The organism is uncultured Microbulbifer sp. (assembly GCF_947498635.1).
GTDB classification, from domain to species: domain Bacteria; phylum Pseudomonadota; class Gammaproteobacteria; order Pseudomonadales; family Cellvibrionaceae; genus Microbulbifer; species Microbulbifer echini.
On record NZ_CANMKV010000045.1, the window covers coordinates 1 to 20,744 of the forward strand.

Below are 20,744 nucleotides of genomic sequence, written 5' to 3' on the forward strand. Positions count from 1 at the left end.
GGAAGGTGTTAAATTACTTGAGCCCACTGGAATTTTTGGTGGGTAAACGTGTGTCACTTATGTTGGCAATCTAGGGACTATCCCAAACAAAGCCATAGCGTTATTGAAAAAATATGCATAACAAATAAGAGTGAAACAATAACCACCCTACAGATCTAAGTGCTTTCCTTAGGTACTATTTGCTCCCCACTATCTGCATGCGCAAGGGTAAATTAATGAAGTTAGTCACCCCGTCAGCTCAATATGAACACAGTTATAGGCGATACATAGAAGATCTAGGCAATGAAGAGCGCTATCCTTTCCCACTGGATTTTGACCATACTGACTTTGCCGCTCTAATCAGTAGGCTTGAAGGCTTCGCTTCGGGTAACCATTTACCGGATGGCTATGTCCCAAGCACCACACTTTGGCTTGTTGAAGGAAGTGAGTTAGTCGGTGTCACCAATATCCGCCATTATCTGAACGATGCCATCGCCCATTGCGGTGGACATATTGGCTTAGGCATCAGGCCCAGCTTCCGAGGCAAAGAGCTTGGAAAATTGTTAATGGAATTATCCATTAATCGGCTTCGTATAATGGGGGCCGAGTCAATTCACATTCACTGCCATAAAGACAACTCGGCTTCTGCCAACACCATAAAAGCATGCGGTGGCACACTGCAATCAGAAGTTGAGGTCGATGGGTATACTGTGCAGAGGTATTTGGTCATCACAACTGACCCAAAACACTGCCCCGATCAACAACCCTAAAACATATCAGCAGGATTTCCCCATCAGTTACCTCCAATACTCGGGAAAAACAAAAATATGAGTAAAAATTCCATTAGAATTTGGATTTCTGCTGCCCTTTTCTTGTCAGCAACATCCACTAGTGCGGAAATTCACAAGTGGGTCGATCATAATGGCCAAACTCGATACTCCGATAAAAAGACCGATGGTATAGAGCTTGCTACACACACCCAAAAAATCAAGCGCAATCAAGAACGCAGTAAAGATGAAATTCAGAGGGTATTCGATAAGCACAAAGGTACGCTTTATCGGTTGTATCTAAGTGCTCTCAAAAATAACCCCACACTTGCAGGTAAAGCTGATTTTATTCTTACCATTGAGCCCGGCGGCAAAGTCTCCAGCATTACTGTGGCTCACACCACTCTAAACTCCAAAGTCTTTATCAATCAAGTTACAGCCAATATTCAGCAAATAGATTTTGGGCCCAGTGACGCTCGCAAAACCACCACCCACTACCCGCTATACTTTTTACCAGCTAAGAATGCTCACCAGATGCAAAATCCCCACCCTGAGTAGGTAATCAATCATCCCCTAGCCTCTATGGAGAGATGATTGATTGCCAGCGATTCTGAACGTTAGAACGAGCGGCACGAAGAACTTATCCGGGGATTGTCTTCAAAAACGATTTTCAAACAAAACCTCATCCATCGATAGCTGGCCACCGCGCCCATTCGCGGTTTTGCTGGCCTTACCAATGACAATCATCATTCCAATTAGATAGCCATCAGGCAGGTTGATTAGCTCCGCAACGTTCTGTGGATCGAACCCAACCATCGCACCTGTATCATAGCCCTGCGCTTTTGCCGCAAGCATCATGGTCTGCGCCGCCAATCCACAGCTTCGCATAGCCTCATCCCGTTGTAGCTGGGGCTTGCCAGCGTAAAAGTTCGTCAACATAGGGACCAGTACCTCCCGAGCCTCTTTGGGCGCATCAGCCCAGTAGCGCTCAGGACGATCTCGCCAGGCATTAATATCGGCGCAAAGTATGATCAATTCAGAAGCATCTTCCACCTGTTGCTGGCCCCAAGCGGCGCCCTTAAGCTCACTGCGAAGAGTGGGATCAGTGACACGCAGGAAGCGCCAGTGCTGAATGTTGTAGGAAGTGGGAGACAACATGGTCGCTTGGATAAGGTGGTAAAACTCACTGGCTGACATCTGGGCTGTCGTATCGTAGTGCTTTACTGAGCGGCGTGTTTCAACAGCTGTGAACAAGTCCATAATCTTCTCTCTGAGTGTCAGTATTCGTGGGAATGTCGATGAGAGAAAGCTTAATGGGTTTCCTTATGATTGATAATGATCACTTATGTTGAATTACTGTTGAGAAAAGGTTTACAGTTTAGTTATCCCAATAAGGTATATCGTCACCAAAGTACTCTATTGCGAAATCTATAAAAGCCCGCACCTTAGCGGGCATGTACTGTCGCTCGGGAAAGACGGCGTAAATGGTTTTAGCCGGCATTTGGTATTCTTCGAACAGCGGGACCAACGCCCCCGCTTTAATATCAGGCCCAGCCACAAAAGTAGGTAAACGGCCAATTCCAACCCCCTGAATGATGGCCTCCCTTAACGCTTCACTATTGTTTACCTGATAGTTACCTTTGATCTCTATGGTTTGAAGGTGGTTCTCTTTGATAAAAGTCCACTCTTTTACATCTCTGGAATAGGTAAATACCAGGCAATTGTGCTCAGCCAGTTGCTCCAGTTCGGTTGGCGTACCGAAGCCCTTCAGATACTCCGGTGATGCACAGAGCACACTTTGCAAAGGGGCCAGTTTCCGCGCAACCAAACTGGTGTCAGGCAGGTCACCTGCTCGAATGGCGATATCAAAGCCCTCACCGACCAGATCCACCACTTTATCGTCCATAACCATATCAATGCTGATCTTTGGGTAGCGTTTCAGGAATACGGGGATGAGGGGCGCTAAATGCAATCTGCCAAAAGACATAGGGCTGTTAATGCGCAGGCGGCCTTGAGGCTCCCCCTGCAGTTGTGTTACTGCGTCCTGGGCATCTTTAGCCGCTTGATGCGCGATGCGCGCGTGCTGATAAAAATGCTCTCCGGCCTCCGTCAAACTCAGTTTTCGCGTGGTACGGTGTAGCAGTTTCACTCCAAGCTGGGCTTCAAGCTGGCTAATCCGTTTGCTCACTGCCGATTTTGAAATCCCCAGCAACTTAGCCGCAGGTGAAAATCCGCCGGTATCGGCCACGGTAACAAATACCGGTATGGCTCCAAAGTTTTCCATGGCCAACTGTTTCCCCTTACTCAACAGAATGTATCTTTAATCGTGGATTATCATTCTATCAGAAACAGCTTACGCTTATCTCACTGTATAGAGAGAGGGGGCCGTCGTGAGAGAACCAACCATAAACATCAACCCAGCAACTATTAGAAGATCAGGCCCCTCTCAATGGTGGGTTCACGGCTTGATGATGATCACCACCTTTTTCGTGGCCAGCTCGTTCCCCGTAGGGAAGTTAATCGCAGACTCACTTCCAGCAGATGTGATGATGCTGATTCGATTCCTAATGGCGGCCGGGCTTTTTGCACCTTTTATTTTTTTTAGACACGGGCTGCAGCTTCCCAAATTAAAGAAATTGGTACGTTATGCTTTGCTAAGCATCCCTTTAGTCACCTTTTTTTGGTGTATGTTTGAAGCGCTAAAACAGACTTCAGCGATTAATACCGGAGCGCTCTTTACAACGGTCCCCGCGATGACCGCCATATTCGCCCTAATAGTAAATGGCGAGCGTAGTAGTACTCGGAAAGTTATTGGGTTACTTCTTGGAGCCCTGGGTGCAGCTTGGATCGTCTTTAAGGGAGATATAACTGCTGCAATGGCACTGGATTTAAACCAGGGGGACAGGATTTTCTTGTTTGGGGCGATTTCACTTAGCCTTTATAACCCGTTAGTTAAACGGATTCATTCGGGCGAACCCACGGAAGTTATGACCTTCTGGGTGATTTTGTTCGGTGCACTCTGGCTATTGTTACTAGCCCTACCCGACCTAAGTGAAATACATTGGCAAAATGTATCTTTTGAGATCTATGGGGGCTTACTCTACCTGGCGCTATTTACCACATTGATGAGTTTCTTCCTATTGCACTTCGGCACACTAAAAATTGGCCCGACTAAGGTGGCCGCTTATGGATTCTTGAACCCAGTTTTTGTTCTGATACTAGCCCTGCTCTTGGGAATGTCAGAATTCAACGCTGCCCTATTTCCTGGCATTATTCTGGTTTTTTCCGCCATGCTATTTATTCAGACCGAAAAGACCGTTCAAAATTAACACCCCAGCAACCCTTATTCAAACAGGAGCTGCAAATTCCAGCAGCTCTTTTTTCCCCTTGACTTACACACACAACGAAGAACGACAGTGTTAATTAACAGGCTTTTCAATCTCATAAATAGCATCAGAGATATCTTCCAATTTCAAAGACACAATGGCTTGTGCATCATGCAATCCTTGATTATAGAAGCCTGCCCCCATTTCCTTGGCAAGGAAATCAATAAAGAACTCCACCTCAAAGCCACCAATTTCCAGGTCAAACTCTTCAGAGAGGTAACCCCTTACCTTCTCTACAAGTGCAGACTTACGCTCTTTACTAATTTCTATTCCTGACATAAGAATAATCTCATTAATCGTTAAACTTTTACCCAGCAGTGTTATTCATCAGACAAACCCACTGGCATCTATTAGCGATCTGAGATTACGACAACCGCTATAGGTAGCACAAGACAGAACGAAAAAGTCCGAGCAACCTAGGGCTGCTCGGACATGAGGAAACCTTATTGGGTGTATTCCTTAAAAACTGTAGTTAAAGCGAAAACCATAGTTTACCGGTGTGGGAAATGGACCGGATACCAGGCCATCACTGCCATCGGCATAATAAGGAACCACTTAATCAGTGGTATTATTACTAAAGGCTTCAACATTCCACTGGTCATCGGCGCTCACATACTGGATGGAAGTATTAACCATCCAGAATGCATCTCGGCTATCGTCAAAAGTTGAAGTTTTATCAGCAGGGAAATCATGTTTATCCACATTCCAGTAGGTCAGGTAAGACTGATCCTCCCAGTGAACTCCAATAAATGGAATAACCCGGCTGCCATCCGCCATTTCAAATGTGTGATCATAGTTGATGGTAAAGCTGTACCGAGGTGAAACGGGTAACTCATTACTCTTCAGGTTACGGCACAGATCATCATTACTGTCGTCATGAGCCGCAGCCCAGTCCTCCAGTTCAAACAGGGCCTGATTATTGAAATTCCAGCGATTTACAAAATCTGAGGTGATCTCTTTTCGCAACCAAGTTGCGAAACCACTGACATGCCCATTTGGATAAGGAGCCCAATCAAATCCCAGCTCTAAGCCTTTGATTTCTACACGCGCTGTATTCTTAGTTCGATAAACTACCGCAGGCTCTGCAACAATATCCCCGGTAAGCACGCCTTCATCATCAACCTCGTGGGGGCGGTATTTTATTGGGGCGGGTCAACTCGATCGGTTACAGATGTATTTACACGGAACCAACCAGCAATAGAATAGCGATCCCGATTTGCAGGCAGTACTTCGTGGGGAAACTCCTCACTCAAGAAAGTCACCACCGTTCCCATTAACGGTGTTACTTTGGTCCCGATCCTATCTTGATCATTTTTGTAGAGCACCAGCTCACCAGCATCCAGAGGATTCCAGCTGGGATTGAGGTAAACAATCAGAGAAAGCACCCGGGTGGCCTCTCCGCGAAATGCATCGTAGTGCCTTTTGTAGTAGTCCCCTGGCCTATAGTGGGAGAAATGGCTTTCAAAAGAAAAGAGCCCAAGGAAAAGGCGTCGGTTAAGATAAACCTGCAGCTGACTCGCCCAGTTGATCCACTCCCTACCTGTGGCGAGCTCTCCGGTGATCCAACTAATTTCATCGGTACGGACAAACTCATTCAAAAGGTAATCGTCTCCTCGACCAATCCCCGCATCAATAAATTTTTCTCCACTTATTTTCTGCTGATAGGCAAGGAGCGCACTGGAGAGGGATTCGGGAAGTGCCGCGTGGCGAATACTATAGCCTTCCTCGGTAAGATCCTGAGTAATATAGGCAAATAGAGTTTCATCGAAAGTGCTATCGCCACCCAGCGACATCAACAGTTTGGCTGCTACCAAGTTATTTTCCTACTGATAAGAGGCGCGACGATGGGTGGAAACTTAGCCAAGAGCACTCGCTTAATAATCAATCTGTATTCTTAATGAGAAACAGAGTAAGGCCCGAGTACGATTGCGGCCGGTTGTTGGCCAGAGGCAGAATGGGAACTCCGGATGCAGCCTACGGTAGCCGAAAGCTGCCTGGGAGTCTACGAAAGTAAAAAGGGAGCGAAACCTGCTTAAGTTAAACCCTTGTGAAAGTAGGGTCCTCTGGAGACGCATCCCTGCCCCTCCAAAGCAGTAGTCAAACCGATATTAGAAACAATCACCGGGCACGCGCACCCAACCTTCCATCAGAATTCGCGCACTGCGGCTCATAATGGCTTTGGTCGCGGTCCACCGCCCATCCACTTTTTCCGCATGAGCACCCACACGCAGAGTACCCGAGGGGTGACCAAAGCAGACTGAATTACGTTCACCACCACCAGCGGCAATATTGACCAGAGTTCCGGGAATAGAGGCCGCGGTGCCGATCGCCACGGCGGCCGTGCCCATCATGGCATGGTGCAATTTACCCATCGATAAAGCCCGTACGAGCAGATCGATATCCGACGCAGCGACCCTTTTACCGCTGGAGGCAATATACTCCTGCGGTTTGGCCACAAAGGCGATTTTGGGCGTGTGCTGACGAGCTGCTGCTTCCTCTACAGAGGAGATCAATCCCATTTTTACCGCACCATAGGCCCGAATGGTTTCAAACATGGCCAACGCTTTGCCATCGCTATTAATCGCCTCCTGCAGCTCGGTGCCGGTATAACCCATTTCTTCCGCATTGAGGAAAATCGTGGGAATACCGGCATTGATCATAGTGGCCTTAAGTACACCAACACCGGGCACTTCCAGATCATCCACTAGGTTGCCGGTAGGTAACATGGCGCCCTCGCCATCGGCGGGGTCCATAAATTCAATCTCTACTTCAGCCGCCGGAAAAGTGACGCCGTCCAGCTCAAAATCGCCGGTTTCCTGCACTTCACCGTTAATGATCGGCACATGGGCAACAATGGTCTGGCCAATATTGGCCTGCCAGATTCGCACAGTGCAGACGCCATTTTGCGGAATTCTAGAGGGCTCCACAAAGCCACTGTTAATGGCAAAGGCGCCCACAGCGGCGGTAAGATTGCCGCAGTTACCACTCCAATCAACAAAGGGTTTGTCGATGGAAACCTGGCCAAACAAGTAATTCACATCGTGATCGAGCTTATCGCAGGCAGACAGGATCACCGTTTTACTAGTGCTCGAAGTGGCGCCGCCCATCCCATCGGTTTGCTTACCGTAGGGGTCGGGACTGCCAATCACGCGTAACAGTAAATTGTCACGGGCCTCTCCCGGCACCTGCGCAACTTCGGGCAGGTCTTGCAGACGGAAGAAAACCCCTTTGCTGGTGCCCCCGCGCATGTAGGTCGCAGGGATTTTGACTTGAGGAGCAAATTTCAACATTTAAGCCGTCGCCTCTGCTTCGAGGAAGTCTTTGGCAAAGCGCTGCAAAACACCGCCCGCTTCATAAATGGATGCCTCTTCTGCGGTATCCAGGCGGCAAGTGACCGGTGCCTCAATAGTTTCACCATTAGTGCGGTGAATCAGTAAGGTCAGGGTGGCATGCGGCGTACGCTCACCCAGTACGTCGAAGGTCTCAGTCCCGTCAATGCCCAGGGTTTCGCGGGTAGTGCCCGGCTTAAATTCCAGCGGCAGTACACCCATACCGATCAGATTGGTGCGGTGGATACGCTCAAAGCCCTCGGCAACAATCACTTCCACCCCAGCCAGGCGTACACCTTTAGCGGCCCAGTCACGGGAGGAACCCTGACCATAATCCGCACCGGCAACGATTATCAGCGGCTGCTTGCGATCCATATAGGTTTCGATCGCTTCCCACATACGCGTAACCTGCCCTTCCGGCTCGATACGAGCCAGGGAGCCTTGGCGAATCTCGCCACTGTCATCGCGCACCATTTCGTTGAGCAGTTTCGGGTTGGCAAACGTTGCACGCTGCGCGGTGAGGTGATCACCACGGTGAGTGGCGTAGGAGTTAAAGTCCTCCTCCGGCAGGCCCATTTTCGCCAGGTATTCGCCGGCGGCACTGCTGGCCAAAATTGCATTGGAGGGAGACAGGTGATCGGTGGTGATATTGTCTCCCAGCACCGCCAGCGGGCGCATCCCTTTCAAAGCGCGCTCTCCGGCCAGTGCGCCCTCCCAGTATGGCGGGCGGCGAATATAGGTGCTCATTGAGCGCCAATCATAAAGGGCCTGCCCCCGCTCTTCCGCTGCATCCCGCTCTTCAAACATAGGGATATACACATCGCGGAATTGCTGTGGTTTTACGCTCTGACGCACGATCGCATCGATCTCTTCGTCGCTGGGCCAGATATCTTTTAAGGTGATTGGCTTGCCATCGGCATCGTACCCCAACGCATCCTTTTCAATATCGAATCGGATGGTACCGGCAATCGCGTAGGCCACCACTAAAGGCGGTGAAGCCAGAAACGCCTGCTTGGCGTAGGGGTGAATACGACCATCGAAGTTGCGGTTACCAGAGAGTACCGCGGTTGAATACAAATCGCGCTCGATCACTTCCTGCTGGATTTTGGGATCGAGGGCACCGCTCATACCGTTACAGGTAGTGCAGGCAAAGGCCACAACGCCGAAGCCCATCTGCTCCAGATCTGTCAACAGCTCCGCTTCTTGCAGATACATTTTTACCGTCTTGGAACCCGGTGCCAGGGAGGATTTCACCCAGGGCTTGCGGGTTAGGCCGAGTTTGTTCGCATTGCGGGCAATCAGACCTGCGGCAATCATATTGCGCGGGTTGCTGGTGTTGGTGCAGCTGGTAATGGCTGCAATGATTACAGCACCATCCGGCATCTCGCCGGCTTTCTCTTCCCAGGCCTTGGCGATACCGCGGTTGGCCAGTTCAGAGGCCGGCAACAGAGCATGAGGATTGGACGGACCCGCCAGGTTACGGCCAACGCTGGTGAGGTCAAATTTCAGCACACGCTCGTATTCGGCATCTTTCAAGGTGTCGGACCAGAGGCCAGTTTCCTTGGCGAACTGCTCCACCAGCGCTACCTGCTCGTCATCGCGACCAGTAAGCTTCAGGTAATCAATGGTCTGTCCATCAATAGAGAACATGGCCGCCGTAGCGCCATATTCCGGCGTCATATTGGAAATAGTAGCGCGGTCGCCCAGAGTCAGGTTCGCAGCACCCTCACCATAGAATTCCAGATAGGCACCCACTACGCGCTCACGGCGCAGGAATTCTGTCAGAGCCAATACCAGGTCGGTACCGGTAATGCCGGGCTGCAATTTTCCGGTCAGCTCTACACCGACGATATCTGGTAAGCGCATATAAGAGGCGCGACCAAGCATAACGCTTTCGGCTTCGAGGCCACCCACACCGACGGAAATCACACCCAGAGCGTCAACCATTGGCGTGTGGCTATCGGTACCGACACAGGTATCCGGGAAGGCTACGCCTTCGCGTACCTGCACCACTGGAGACATTTTCTCCAAATTGATCTGATGCATGATGCCGTTGCCGGGCGGGATTACATCGACATTTTCAAACGCGGTTTTGGTCCAATTGATAAAGTGAAAGCGGTCTTCGTTACGGCGCTCTTCCACCGCGCGGTTTTTCTCGAAAGCATCCTTTTCAAAACCGGGGTGCTCCACCGCAAGAGAGTGGTCGACAATCAATTGGGTGGGAACGACTGGATTTACCTTGGCAGGATCTCCGCCTTTCTCGGCAATGGCATCGCGCAGGCCGGCCAGATCTACCAGCGCGGTTTGGCCGAGGATATCGTGGCAAACCACCCGCGCAGGGAACCATGGAAAATCCAGCTCGCGCTTGCGCTCAATAATTTGCTTGAGGGAGTCAATCAGTTTTTCCGGCTCACAGCGGCGCACCAGGTTTTCCGCCAGAATACGTGAGGTATACGGCAGTTTGGCATAGGCACCGGGCTGGATTGCGTCTACGGCGGCGCGGGTATCGAAATAATCGAGATCTGTACCCGGCAGTGATTTGCGGTAATCAGTATTCATAGCTTGGTAACGTGGATTGGTAAATCAGTCGAATAGGTTATTTAAATCTGGGCTCTTCAGAGAAGACCCCACTGCCGCCGGGTTTCGGCAGCGGTGGGAACGGCGCACCAGGTACGCCTCACGTCCACTTGGGCGTGTATTAACCGCGTTCGGCAATTGGAGGCACAGTGCGGGGCTCAACACCGACATACTCGGCACTCGGGCGAATAATACGGTTGTCTGCTCGCTGCTCGAACACATGTGCTGCCCAGCCGGTAAGGCGGGACATTACAAAGATCGGGGTGAACAGTTTGGTGGGAATACCCATAAAGTGATAAGCGGAAGCGTGGAAGAAGTCTGCATTACAGAACAACTTCTTCTCGCGCCACATCACTTCTTCACAGCGCACAGATACTGGATACAACACGGTATCGCCCACATCTTCAGACAGCTTTTCAGACCAGCCTTTGATGATCTCGTTGCGCGGATCAGACTCGCGGTAGATCGCGTGGCCGAAACCCATAATCTTCTCTTTGCGCTCGAGCATTCCCAACAGCCCTTTTTCCGCTTCATCCGGATTGGCGAAGCGTTCGATCATTTCCATTGCCGCTTCGTTGGCACCGCCATGTAGAGGGCCGCGCAGGGTACCGATCGCACCGGTAATGCAGCTGAACAGGTCGGAGAGGGTTGAGGCACAAACACGGGCGGTAAACGTGGACGCATTAAACTCGTGTTCTGCGTAGAGGATCAGGGAAACATTCATCACCTGTTCGTGTAACGCATTGGGCTTCTCACCGCGCAGCATATGCAGGAAGTGACCGCCGATGCTGTCATCATCCGTATCGGTTTCAATACGCTCGTTGTCGTGGGTAAAGCGGTACCAGTAGCAGATGATGGAGGGGAAAGCGGCCAGCAGACGATTGGCTTTTTCCAGCTGCTGTGCGAAGGACTCCTCTCCTTCCAGATTGCCCAACATGGAGCAGCCTGTGCGCATTACATCCATCGGGTGCGCATCGGCGGGTATCCGCTCGAGAACTTCCTTCAACGCTTGCGGCAGACCGCGCATGCTTTTCAGCAGCGCTTTATATTCAGCCAGCTGAGCACTGGTGGGCAACTCTCCGTAAAAAATCAGGTAGGCAACTTCCTCAAACTCACAGTGTTGCGCCAGGTCTTTGATATCGTAGCCGCGATAAGTGAGGCCGGAGCCGGTTTTACCTACGGTAGAGAGTGCAGTTTTTCCCGCTACCTGGCCGCGTAGACCGGCACCGCTTAATGATTTTTCTGCCATCTTCCTTATTCCCCTTTTGTAGACACTATTTCTGTATTCGCCCGAAAACCGCCTTTTAAGCTGCCCGAACCCTGGGCCCGAGCCAGCATTACACACGGCTGGTACGGTGGTTTACTTCTTAAACAGATCGTCGAGCTTCTGCTCAAACACGTGATAATTGAGGTAATCGTACAGCTCCTCACGGGTCTGCATGGTGTCCACAACCGCTTTCTGATCACCATTTTGCAGAATACTGGAGTACACATTTTCCGCCGCTCGGTTCATGGCCCGAAACGCCGACAGCGGATACAGTACGATATCTGCGCCCGCTTCGCCCAACTCTTTGGCGTTATACAGCTCAGTTTGTCCAAACTCGGTGATATTCGCCAAAATCGGTACATTCAAGGCATCCTTGAATGCACGATAGTGCTCCAGCTCGGTCACTGCTTCGGCAAAAATACCGTCAGCTCCAGCCTCGATACAGGCCTGGGCGCGCTCGATCGCCGCCTCGAGCCCTTCCTGGGCAAAAGCATCGGTCCGAGCCATGATAAAGAAGTTGTCATCGGTGCGCGCATCGACTGCAGCCTTAATTCGGTCCACCATTTCCTGCTTGGAAACGATTTCTTTATTCGGACGGTGCCCGCAGCGCTTTTGCGCCACCTGGTCTTCGATATGTACCGCACCGGCGCCGGCACGGATCATTTCCTTGATGGTGCGCGCAATATTGAAGGCACCGCCCCAGCCGGTATCAATATCCACCAGCAGCGGCAGTTCGCTGGCAGCGCTAATGCGGCGCACATCCTCGAGCACATTATCGAGACTGGTCATGCCCAGGTCCGGCAGGCCGTAGGACGCATTGGCAACCCCAGCGCCAGAGAGGTAAATTGCCTTGTGGCCGATACGCTCTGCCATGATGGCGGAGTAGGCGTTGATCGTGCCTACGACCTGCAGGGGTGAATTTTCAGCGAGTGCGCGGCGAAAACGCGCGCCGGCGGATGGCTGTTGGCTCATACTCTACCTCAGTTTATTTTCAATATTTTGCCTAGAAGCACGGATATGACGGCGCATCAACAGCTCGGCCAGCTCCCCATCCCCCGCTTCGATGGCTTCGATAATGTGGCTGTGTTCACGGAACGCGCGCTGAGCCCTGGGACTGGCCATACCCAGCTGGTAGCGATACATACGAACACGGTAGTAAAGACGGTTGCACAGGGTGTCGATCAACAGATCATTCTTGGAAGCCTGCACAATACGAAAATGAAAGTCGAAATCCCCTTCCGGCTGGAAGTAAGCCTTACCGGCCTGTAATTCTTCCTGTTGTTCATGGCGGGAGAGCATCTGGCGCAAATCCAGTAGGTCCTCTTCGCTGCGCTGCTCGGCGGCGAGCCGACAAGCCATCCCCTCCAGAGCCTCACGCAATTCGTAGAGTTCCAGCAGGCCGCGTTCACTCAGTTTGACCACCCGAGCACCGACATTGACCCGGCGTTCCAGCAGCCCAAGTGACTCCAGGCGCATCAAGGCTTCCCGTAAACTACCGCGACTCGCATTGAATCGGCGAGCCAGCTCAGGCTCACTAATTTTACTGCCAGAAGGGATTTTCCCCTCCACAATTTCAGCGCGCAAGGTCAAAAACAAGCGTTCAGCCAGGCTCTGATGTGGCTCCTGCAGAGGGCTATTCACTTCGGCTACCCCCATCAATTTCTAATATTGTCGACAATTTTTAAGTTGCGCAGACCTTAAATCACTGAGACCTGGGCGTCAACTCGATATGATACGCACAATTGTTGACAATGTGTGGCGCTAAATGACTTTTATCACGGTAGTAGTCTTGCCACCGTTAAGTGGGCATAATAGCGCCCGCGCCAGATACGGCATGCCCCAACCACCGCGGGCGCTCTATGCTTATCTGGGGTAGGGAAAAAATCCCGACGATAGAATTTCCAAACCCCGGTACAGCGCTCATTGACAAGGCTGCCAGCACCCAGGTTTCAGACAGAGTTATGCCGAAGAGTATTATCAGGCGATGGCTGCCAAGCCCCGAAGAAATCCGAGCCAAGAATGGGCTCAAGTTTCTGGGGACTCTTCTCCACGATCCCAACCTATTTCACCTGAACCGACATTCGGTTTCAGTCGCCTTTGCCGTTGGTGTCTTTACCAGTTTCCTGCCCCTGCCCGGCCAAATGGTCATCGCCGCATTGCTCGCACTCTGGTTGCGCTGCAATCTACCGCTTTCCATCATCCTGGTATGGATCAGCAACCCGGTCACCATGCCCGCAATCTTTTACAGTACCTACAAGCTCGGCGCCTGGATTCTGGGCGCGCCGCCAGTGGATTTCAATATTGAGCTTTCCTGGGAGTGGTTAACGGGTGAGGTGGGCAAAATCTGGATGCCGCTATTTATCGGCTCCCTGCTCGCCGGCATCTTCTTCGCTACATTGGCCTACTTTTCTATGCGCGCGCTTTGGCGCTGGCATGTCGTAAAGCGGTGGAAATTGAGACTGGAGCGGCGCTCCGCGGTCAGCTGACTTTTGCAGGCACTCTCGACTGGAAACCCATTAAGCTCACCTGAGCCCTCCCGACTTGGCAGTAGCGCACACCGCTAACAACCACAGCCAGGCCCTATCACTGCAATCTTCCCCGGCGAACATCGCTACCGCCCCAAAAAACTGTCAACTTACTTTGGGGCGTGGTTACGGCGCGACTTATTCGTTGCGCAGGGCTGCGGCGGGCTGTACGCGGCTGGCCTGCAGAGCGGGGTACAAGGTGGCCAAAAGGCTGAGTAGGAAACCAGCGCCTACCACCAGGGCAACATCAGGCCAGGACAACTCCGATGGCAAATAGTCCACCGGGTAGACGTCCGACTTCAGGAATTGGATACCAAATACAGACTCCAGGCCAGCCACCAAATCGGTGACTGTGAGGGCTCCCAGCACCCCCAGGGCGCCCCCGACAAGAGCCCCCACCAAGCCAACCAAAGCGCCCTGACTGACAAAAGTGAGTAGAATCTGCCGAGTACTCGCCCCCATGGTGCGCAAAATGGCGATATCCGTGTGCTTGTCGATCACTACCATCACCAGGGTAGACACAACATTGAAAGCCGCAATGGCAATGATCAGTAGTACCAGCAAACTCACCAGGTTGCGGGACATCTGAATCGCCTGGTAGAGATTACCGTGGGTACGGCTCCAGTCGGTCCCGTAATAACCATCGCGCGGCAACTCCTTCAGCAGGCGCCGCATAATCCAGTTGGCCTCAAGCATCTCTGTCATACGCAGCTGAATGCCCGCGCCGCCCCTATTTCCGGCCAATTCCTGAGCCTGCCCCCATGAGACCAGTGCCAGTGACTGATCTAGAGCCGTACCGGAGTGGAATATTTCGGATACCTGGAAACCCGCCACACGGGCTGCGCGGCGACTGCCGGAGGCGGCATCGTTATTCGGCACAATCAGGGAGAGGTAATCCCCCTGCTCCACCCCCAACTTTTCGGCAATGCCGCGCCCCAGAACCACGCCGGGTTCGGACTCGTTAAGCATCGCCGGAAAAGCACCGGGGCTGAGAAAATCATTGATATTCGAGACATTGACGATCGTCTCGGGGTTTACACCCTGGACTAACAGCGGCGTGACCTCAGCGCCACGGCGGGCCAATGCATTCACCTGCCAGACCTCGGCCGCGGACTGCACCTGGGCATCCGCTGCCAACTGATCCCGCAAGGCAGGCCAATCCACTTCTGCACTGGCGTTGTAGATCGTGGCATGGGGCATGATGCCCAAAATACGCTCACGCAGCTCGCGGTCGAAGCCATTCATCACCGACATCACCACGATCATCAGGGCGACACCGAGTATCAACCCAATCATGGAGAGGCCAGAAATAAAGGAAACCAAGCCTACAGAATCATCGTTGCGGCGCTGGGCGCCGGCGTAGCGCAGGCCAATAAAGGCGGGAAGTGGCTTAAACATGATTACCCTGATGCCAATCGCTGAGTAGCTCACCGTCCACCAGGTGCAGGCAGCGATCCAAGGCTGCGGCCAGGTCCGGGTCATGGGTCACAATCACAAAGCTGATACTCATCTCGCGATTGAGGCGATCCATCAACTTGTGAATTTCCCCCGCCGTGGCCCTGTCCAGATTACCAGTGGGTTCATCCATCAAGACACAAGCGGGCCTTGTCACCAGAGCCCGCGCAATGGCTACCCGCTGTCGCTCACCACCGGAGAGCTGCGAAGGCTTGTGATCGATTCGCTCGCCGAGACCCACGGCCTCAAGCATAGATTTGGCCTCGGATCGCGCACTCGCCACACTGTGCTTGCCAATTAACAGAGGCATAGCCACATTTTCCAGGGCGCTAAACTCATTGAGCAGATGGTGGAACTGGTAGACAAAACCCAGACTACTATTGCGCAGCCAACCACGCTGATTGGCATTTAGGTCCGCAAGATTCTGTCCCGCGACCCAGACCTCGCCGGTGCTCGGGGTATCCAAGCCACCGAGCAAGTTCAGCAGCGTCGATTTTCCTGAACCGGACGCCCCCACAATGGCGAGCTTCTCGCCCCGCTCTACTTGCAGCTCCACGCCACGCAATACTTCAAGGTCCCGGCCCCCCTGGCGATAACGCTTGCGCAGTTGTCGGCAGGCCAGTACGGCCTCACTGGGAGCCTGAGCCGGTCTCGCCTGCTTAGTATCTATTTCCACTCGACTATTCATCAGTTTGTGCCGTTTTCAAATTCTTAGATATCACTTTGTAAATTCCACATAATCGATTGATTTATATGAAATTTACTCATAGCGCAAAGCTTCTGCCGGCTCTATCTGCGCCGCTCGCCAGGCAGGTAACAGGGTCGCCAGTAAACTCATACCCGCCGCCGCAGAAAGCACCACGAGCGCGTCGCCCATACGGAACTCCGAAGGCAGATAGCTGACGAAAAATACACGTGGATCAAATATCTTGGCGCCCAACAGGTTCTCTATCCAGCTCACCATCTCGGTGAGATTGAGCGCAATCAAAATTCCCAGCAACGCGCCACTAAAGGCACCTATCAAGCCGATGGCACTACCCTGTACAACAAATACCGCCATGATCTGACGCGAGGTTAGACCCAGGGTTCGCAGCACGGCGATATCGGAGCGCTTATCGGCCACCATCAGCACCAGGGCAGAGACAATGTTGAACGCCGCCACGGCCACAATGATCATCAACATCAGTGTGACCACCGTCTTCTCCATCTTCACCGCCTGGAACAGGCTGCCCTGAGAATGACTCCAGTCCTCGCCACTGAAGCCCTCACCAAGCGCGGCCGCATAGGGGGCAACCCTTCCCAAAGCATTATCCATATCGTCAAAACGCAGCTGCAGCCCTTGCACTTTTCCGGACATCCGCATCAACCGGGCCGCATCCTCTATGTTCATCAGAGCTACGCTCTGATCCACCTGGGCACCGACCGAAAAGATTCCGGCAACGGTAAAGCGCTTGGTGCGGGGAAAGATACCGGCGGGGGTTATCGCAACTTCCGGCAGGGTCAGTATGACCGATTCGCCGGGAAGCACATTGAGTTGCTGAGCGAGAATACGACCGAGCACAATGCGATAGCTGCGCGGCTGTAACTCATCCAGGTTCCCCATCACCATGTTTTCGCCCACCTTGGAGACATTGCGCAACGCCTCGGGGTCGACCCCCTGGAACTCGACGCCGTGGCTATCGCCATAAGCACTTAGTAGGGCAAATCCCTTCACGAATGGGCTCGCAGCCTCCACGTGGGGTTGCTGTTCAAGCTCCTGCGCAACCCCCTGCCACTCCTTCAGGCCGCCATCGCGCTCAACGAAGCCATGGGGAACAACACTCAAGATCCGTGTTTTTAGCTCACGATCGAAGCCGTTCATTACAGAAGTCACAACGATCAAAGCAAGAACACCTAGTGCCATGCCGACCAGGGAGAAGCCGTTGATAAAAGAAATGAACTGCTGCCGGCGGCGGGCAGCCACATATCTCAGGCCGATATAAAGGGGGACAGGTTTTAACATAGCGTCGATTTAAACGGAAAATAGTCAAGAAATCCAAGTATTTAGGCAGCTTCAACGTTTAGAGAGGGTTTTTAGCTTCGCCTGTAAGCGCTGCAACTCGGCTTCACTCCAGTCTGGAGGCTCAGTCAGCGCGACCCAGGCGAGAGTGTATCCTGCTGGCGTGTAGCGATGCCCAAAATCTTGCGGGGTATCCCCAACATAGAAGTCCGCCAACAACTGCAACATAGTGACAACAGGGAACCACCGCAGATCTGGAGAGACATCGGGCCCTCTGGGACACTCCAACCATTCAGGCCTGCGATACGCCCAGCGAAAATCAAAAAAAACAATCGGGTCACTGGCGTGCTGGAGAAAAGCTATTCGGAATCTACCCCAGGGCTCCTGCCCCAAATAGCCACCATATTGATTACCAAAGCGCACCACCTCACCCCCTTTGAACTGCGGGAGCCAGGCGGGAGTACCCGGATCGCGATTGTCGGTAATCAACCGCCACGCACTCATACTAAAAGGAGGGCCAGCCCAAAGAGCACCATCTATGGGATTATCGATAACATCAAAGAATTCAAATGAGCCTTCAGAGAGCTTGGCTCCTAAACTGAGTCCGTACAAATAAAGCCTTGGACGAGTACCAACCGGCAGGCCTTCCCAGTGATCATAAATCACTTCGAATAGCGCGCGAGCCGATTTCCTTATTGCCTGCGCATCTGTAAACAACGCTATCGGACCCGGCAAATACGAGTACTGTACCGCTACGGTAGCCACATCACCTCGGTATAGGAACTCGAGAGAATTCACTGCACCCGGGTCGATCCATCCATCCCCGACCGGCGTTGCGATCAGCAAAATTTCCCGCTCAAACGCCTTAACCCGCTTTAACTCCTCAAGCGCCAAGAGAGCACGCTGCTGCGGTGTTTCTGCTGAGTGCAACCCCACATAGACCCGGATAGGGTCCACCCCTTCCCCTGCGATCTCCCAAATATCCTCAGCGGTGGGCCCAAGAGACATAAATCTACGCCCCTCACGCCCCACACTGCCCCAGGACAGCAAGGAGTCCGACCCACCTGTCTTATAGGGATCCTGCGGAGGAGGTAAATTCTCGGCGGTAATCTGGTCTAACTGCTCATAGAAAATGGAAACTGTGTAAAGGCCCAACTTCAGTAAAACCCCACTTAAGAGGCTCCAGTAAAGCGCCAAGGCTACAAGCAACCCAGCGAGTATTGCCACGCGGTCAGGAATGCTCTTTTGCAAACGCGCAGACACGACAAGCACCACCCTATGGAAACCTTTACCCATCGACCTGAAGAAGAGAAATACAACGAGTGAAACGACTCCAATAGTAACGGGACTACCCCCTGAAACTGCACGCATCCCCATCAACACGCGCACCGAGTTCTGCCAGTGAGTGCTCTGCCAGAGAAACCCCAATATCAGGCAGGCACCAAAGGCTGCCACCAGGCGCTTCAACCATTGCCGCTGTTGAAGCGTTAGCGGGATATCGGGAATCTGCAAATACCTCCAAAGCCAACGAAAAAATACGCCACAGGAATAGCCGATAGTAAAAGCCACACCGGAAAGAATGCCCTGTACAAAGGTGGGGCGGGGAATCAAAGAAGGGGTCAAGCTAAAAGCAAAAAAAACGGCCCCCAACAGCAGGCCAGAAACTGAAAAAGCGATTGTCTTTCGCATTCATGCCTGCCCACGAGACCGTGTCTAACGTCAGACTAGCATAGCGCTTACCCCAGCCGAATACGCACACCACCGGGCCTAGTAATTGGGCGTAACCACAAAAAGAAAAACTCAAAAACTTGGCAGTAATATCGCTTTATCGCACCGGGTACGTTTTTAGTTTATCCCGCAGGTGTTTCAACTCCTCCTCGCTCCAGTCGGGCGGTTCGGTCAGAGCCATCCAGGCGAGCACATAGCCATCGGGCGAATAGCGATGGCCAAACTCCAGAGGCGCGATCCCGAGATTCAGGTCGGCGATTAATTGCAACATCGTCACTATCGGGAACCACTGGAGATCCGGTGACACATCCGGCCCCCTGGGGCGCTCCATCCAGTCGGGCTTCTGCAACATCCAGCGCAAGTCGAAGAAGACGATTGGATCACTGGCGTGCTGTAAGAAGGCGATTCGAAAGCGCCCCCAGGGCTCCTGCCCCAAGTAACCTCCGTACTGGTTGCCAAAACGCACGATCTCACCACCTTTGAACTGTGGCAACCAGGCCGGAGTACCGGGATCACGGTTGTCCGTTATAGTACGCCAGATGCCGGTACCGAATGGCGGCCCGGCCCAAAGGGCACCATCAATCGGGTCATCGATGATGTCATAGAAATCAAAGGAGTCCTCGGAAAGCTGAGCACCAAGGCTCAAGCCAAAAAGGTATAACCGCGGGCGGGTATCCACGGGCAGGTCCTCCCAGTATTCATAAATCACCTTAAACAGCGCTCTGGCCGATACCAGTCCCTTTTGATCATCCGTCAACAAGGCAATGGGGCTCGGCAGATAGGAATACTGGGCTGCCACCGTGGCCACATCCCCCCGATAGAGGAACTCCAAGGTATTTACCGCCCCCGGATCAACCCAGCCAGCTCCGGTGGGTGTGGCAATCAGAAGTATCTCTCGCTCAAAGGCATTGACCCGCTTTAATTCCGCAAGCGCAAGAAAAGCCCGCTGCATTGAGGTCTCTGCCGCACGCAGCCCTACAAAAACCCTAATGGGCTCCCTGCCCAGCCCGGCAACCCCTCGAATATCTTCAGCCGTCGGGCCAAGCGTCAAAAAACGTCGTCCCTGATGCCCGACACTGTCCCAAGACAACAGTGAGTTAGCGCCCCCAGTTTTGTCTGGGTCCTCGGGCGCCTTCATTCCCTCTGCGATAGCTCGATCATGCTTTTCATAGATAAACGAGACTGTTTGCAGTCCCGCATTGAGCAGCACACCATTTAAGATGCCCCAGTAGAGTCCGATAGCCACTAGTAATCCAACGAGTAAAGCCACCCTATCTGGTATATGCCTTGCGAGATGCTCAGTAACGATACGAATAATTCGGCGAAACCCTTTACCCATGCCCCAAAAGATCAAAAAAATGAGCAGGGCCATCGAACCTACAGTGAAGGGGCCGGCCCCAGTAACGGGCTGCATGCCCATCAGGGCGCGCACCGAGTTCTGCCAATGAACTCCTCGCCAAAGAAAGAAAAAAATCAGACTAACACAGGCAACCAATGCCAATCGCTTGAGGAGCTTGCGCACCCCATGGCTAATTGGGATATCGGGAAGTTCAAGGTAATTCCACAGCCAGTGGACAAACACACCTATGAAATAGCCAAAAGTAAAAGCTGTTCCAGCGAGAACCCCCTGCATAAAGGGACTGCGTGGGATCAGTGAGGGAGTAAGGGAGAGAGCAAAGAAAATAGCGCCCAGCAGCAGACCGAGAACAGAGAAAGTTTTTGAGAGTCGCAT

The 20,744-nt window shown here is 52.5% G+C and carries 19 protein-coding genes; 4 read left to right on the forward strand and 15 right to left on the reverse strand.

The annotated features are described in order from the left end of the window. Positions 1 to 215 precede the first annotated feature (215 nt). Positions 216 to 749 (forward strand): GNAT family N-acetyltransferase, encoded by a 534-nt coding sequence (locus tag Q1A69_RS17320; protein ID WP_299588216.1) that lies wholly within the window; start codon positions 216 to 218, stop codon positions 747 to 749. Positions 750 to 806: 57 nt separating this feature from the next. Further along, positions 807 to 1,304: an AgmX/PglI C-terminal domain-containing protein gene (locus Q1A69_RS17325; protein WP_299588217.1), complete on the forward strand. Its 498-nt coding sequence runs from the start codon at positions 807 to 809 to the stop codon at positions 1,302 to 1,304. A gap of 99 nt (positions 1,305 to 1,403) precedes the next feature. Here Q1A69_RS17325 and Q1A69_RS17330 read toward each other — a convergent pair whose 3' ends face one another. Both Q1A69_RS17330 and Q1A69_RS17335 read right to left on the reverse strand, forming a co-directional pair. Then, positions 1,404 to 2,006 carry a nitroreductase family protein gene (locus tag Q1A69_RS17330; RefSeq protein ID WP_299588218.1) on the reverse strand — a complete coding sequence of 201 codons (603 nt, stop codon included), beginning with the start codon at positions 2,004 to 2,006 and terminating at the stop codon, positions 1,404 to 1,406. Positions 2,007 to 2,124: 118 nt separating this feature from the next. Beyond that, complete coding sequence (locus Q1A69_RS17335) at positions 2,125 to 3,054, reverse strand: LysR family transcriptional regulator (RefSeq protein WP_299588219.1); 930 nt, start codon at positions 3,052 to 3,054, stop codon at positions 2,125 to 2,127. 82 nt (positions 3,055 to 3,136) lie between these two features. Here Q1A69_RS17335 and Q1A69_RS17340 point away from each other — a divergent pair, with 82 nt between their 5' ends. Next, a complete protein-coding gene (locus Q1A69_RS17340) occupies positions 3,137 to 4,075 on the forward strand; it encodes a DMT family transporter (protein ID WP_299588221.1) in 939 nt (312 codons plus the stop codon). Positions 4,076 to 4,165: 90 nt separating this feature from the next. Here Q1A69_RS17340 and Q1A69_RS17345 read toward each other — a convergent pair whose 3' ends face one another. The 8 genes from Q1A69_RS17345 to Q1A69_RS17380 all read right to left on the reverse strand — a co-directional run bounded on the left by Q1A69_RS17345 (position 4,166) and on the right by Q1A69_RS17380 (position 12,946). After that, complete coding sequence (locus tag Q1A69_RS17345; protein ID WP_299588223.1) at positions 4,166 to 4,411, reverse strand: DUF2164 domain-containing protein; 246 nt, start codon at positions 4,409 to 4,411, stop codon at positions 4,166 to 4,168. A gap of 276 nt (positions 4,412 to 4,687) precedes the next feature. Beyond that, positions 4,688 to 5,239 (reverse strand): hypothetical protein, encoded by a 552-nt coding sequence (locus Q1A69_RS17350; protein WP_299588224.1) that lies wholly within the window; start codon positions 5,237 to 5,239, stop codon positions 4,688 to 4,690. 32 nt (positions 5,240 to 5,271) lie between these two features. Next, the gene (locus Q1A69_RS17355) at positions 5,272 to 5,946 is read right to left on the reverse strand and encodes a 2OG-Fe(II) oxygenase (RefSeq protein ID WP_299588226.1); all 675 of its coding nucleotides are present in this window, start codon (positions 5,944 to 5,946) and stop codon (positions 5,272 to 5,274) included. Positions 5,947 to 6,240: 294 nt separating this feature from the next. Further along, positions 6,241 to 7,422, reverse strand: a complete 1,182-nt coding sequence (gene prpF, locus Q1A69_RS17360; protein ID WP_299588228.1) for a 2-methylaconitate cis-trans isomerase PrpF — start codon at positions 7,420 to 7,422, stop codon at positions 6,241 to 6,243. Continuing rightward, the gene (acnD, locus tag Q1A69_RS17365; protein WP_299588229.1) at positions 7,423 to 10,020 is read right to left on the reverse strand and encodes a Fe/S-dependent 2-methylisocitrate dehydratase AcnD; all 2,598 of its coding nucleotides are present in this window, start codon (positions 10,018 to 10,020) and stop codon (positions 7,423 to 7,425) included. A 139-nt stretch (positions 10,021 to 10,159) separates the two neighbouring features. Continuing rightward, positions 10,160 to 11,287, reverse strand: coding sequence for a 2-methylcitrate synthase (prpC, locus tag Q1A69_RS17370; RefSeq protein ID WP_299588230.1), 1,128 nt, complete (start codon positions 11,285 to 11,287; stop codon positions 10,160 to 10,162). Between the two features lie 111 nt (positions 11,288 to 11,398). After that, complete coding sequence (gene prpB / locus Q1A69_RS17375; protein ID WP_299588232.1) at positions 11,399 to 12,277, reverse strand: methylisocitrate lyase; 879 nt, start codon at positions 12,275 to 12,277, stop codon at positions 11,399 to 11,401. A gap of 3 nt (positions 12,278 to 12,280) precedes the next feature. Next, positions 12,281 to 12,946: a GntR family transcriptional regulator gene (locus tag Q1A69_RS17380; protein ID WP_299588234.1), complete on the reverse strand. Its 666-nt coding sequence runs from the start codon at positions 12,944 to 12,946 to the stop codon at positions 12,281 to 12,283. 320 nt (positions 12,947 to 13,266) lie between these two features. Here Q1A69_RS17380 and Q1A69_RS17385 point away from each other — a divergent pair, with 320 nt between their 5' ends. Then, positions 13,267 to 13,791, forward strand: a complete 525-nt coding sequence (locus Q1A69_RS17385) for a DUF2062 domain-containing protein (protein ID WP_299588236.1) — start codon at positions 13,267 to 13,269, stop codon at positions 13,789 to 13,791. Between the two features lie 177 nt (positions 13,792 to 13,968). On the opposite strand, the gene Q1A69_RS17390 is transcribed toward Q1A69_RS17385, so the two are convergent. The 5 genes from Q1A69_RS17390 to Q1A69_RS17410 all read right to left on the reverse strand — a co-directional run bounded on the left by Q1A69_RS17390 (position 13,969) and on the right by Q1A69_RS17410 (position 20,744). Further along, on the reverse strand, positions 13,969 to 15,228 hold the full coding sequence (locus Q1A69_RS17390; RefSeq protein ID WP_299588237.1) for a lipoprotein-releasing ABC transporter permease subunit: 1,260 nt from the start codon (positions 15,226 to 15,228) through the stop codon (positions 13,969 to 13,971). Then, a complete protein-coding gene (lolD, locus tag Q1A69_RS17395; RefSeq protein WP_299588240.1) occupies positions 15,221 to 15,973 on the reverse strand; it encodes a lipoprotein-releasing ABC transporter ATP-binding protein LolD in 753 nt (250 codons plus the stop codon). The genes Q1A69_RS17390 and lolD overlap by 8 nt, the downstream gene beginning before the upstream one ends. Positions 15,974 to 16,045: 72 nt before the next feature. Continuing rightward, positions 16,046 to 17,287, reverse strand: coding sequence for a lipoprotein-releasing ABC transporter permease subunit (locus Q1A69_RS17400; RefSeq protein ID WP_299588242.1), 1,242 nt, complete (start codon positions 17,285 to 17,287; stop codon positions 16,046 to 16,048). A 51-nt stretch (positions 17,288 to 17,338) separates the two neighbouring features. Further along, positions 17,339 to 18,973, reverse strand: a complete 1,635-nt coding sequence (locus Q1A69_RS17405; protein ID WP_299588245.1) for an alpha/beta-hydrolase family protein — start codon at positions 18,971 to 18,973, stop codon at positions 17,339 to 17,341. A gap of 136 nt (positions 18,974 to 19,109) precedes the next feature. Beyond that, complete coding sequence (locus Q1A69_RS17410; protein ID WP_299588249.1) at positions 19,110 to 20,744, reverse strand: alpha/beta-hydrolase family protein; 1,635 nt, start codon at positions 20,742 to 20,744, stop codon at positions 19,110 to 19,112.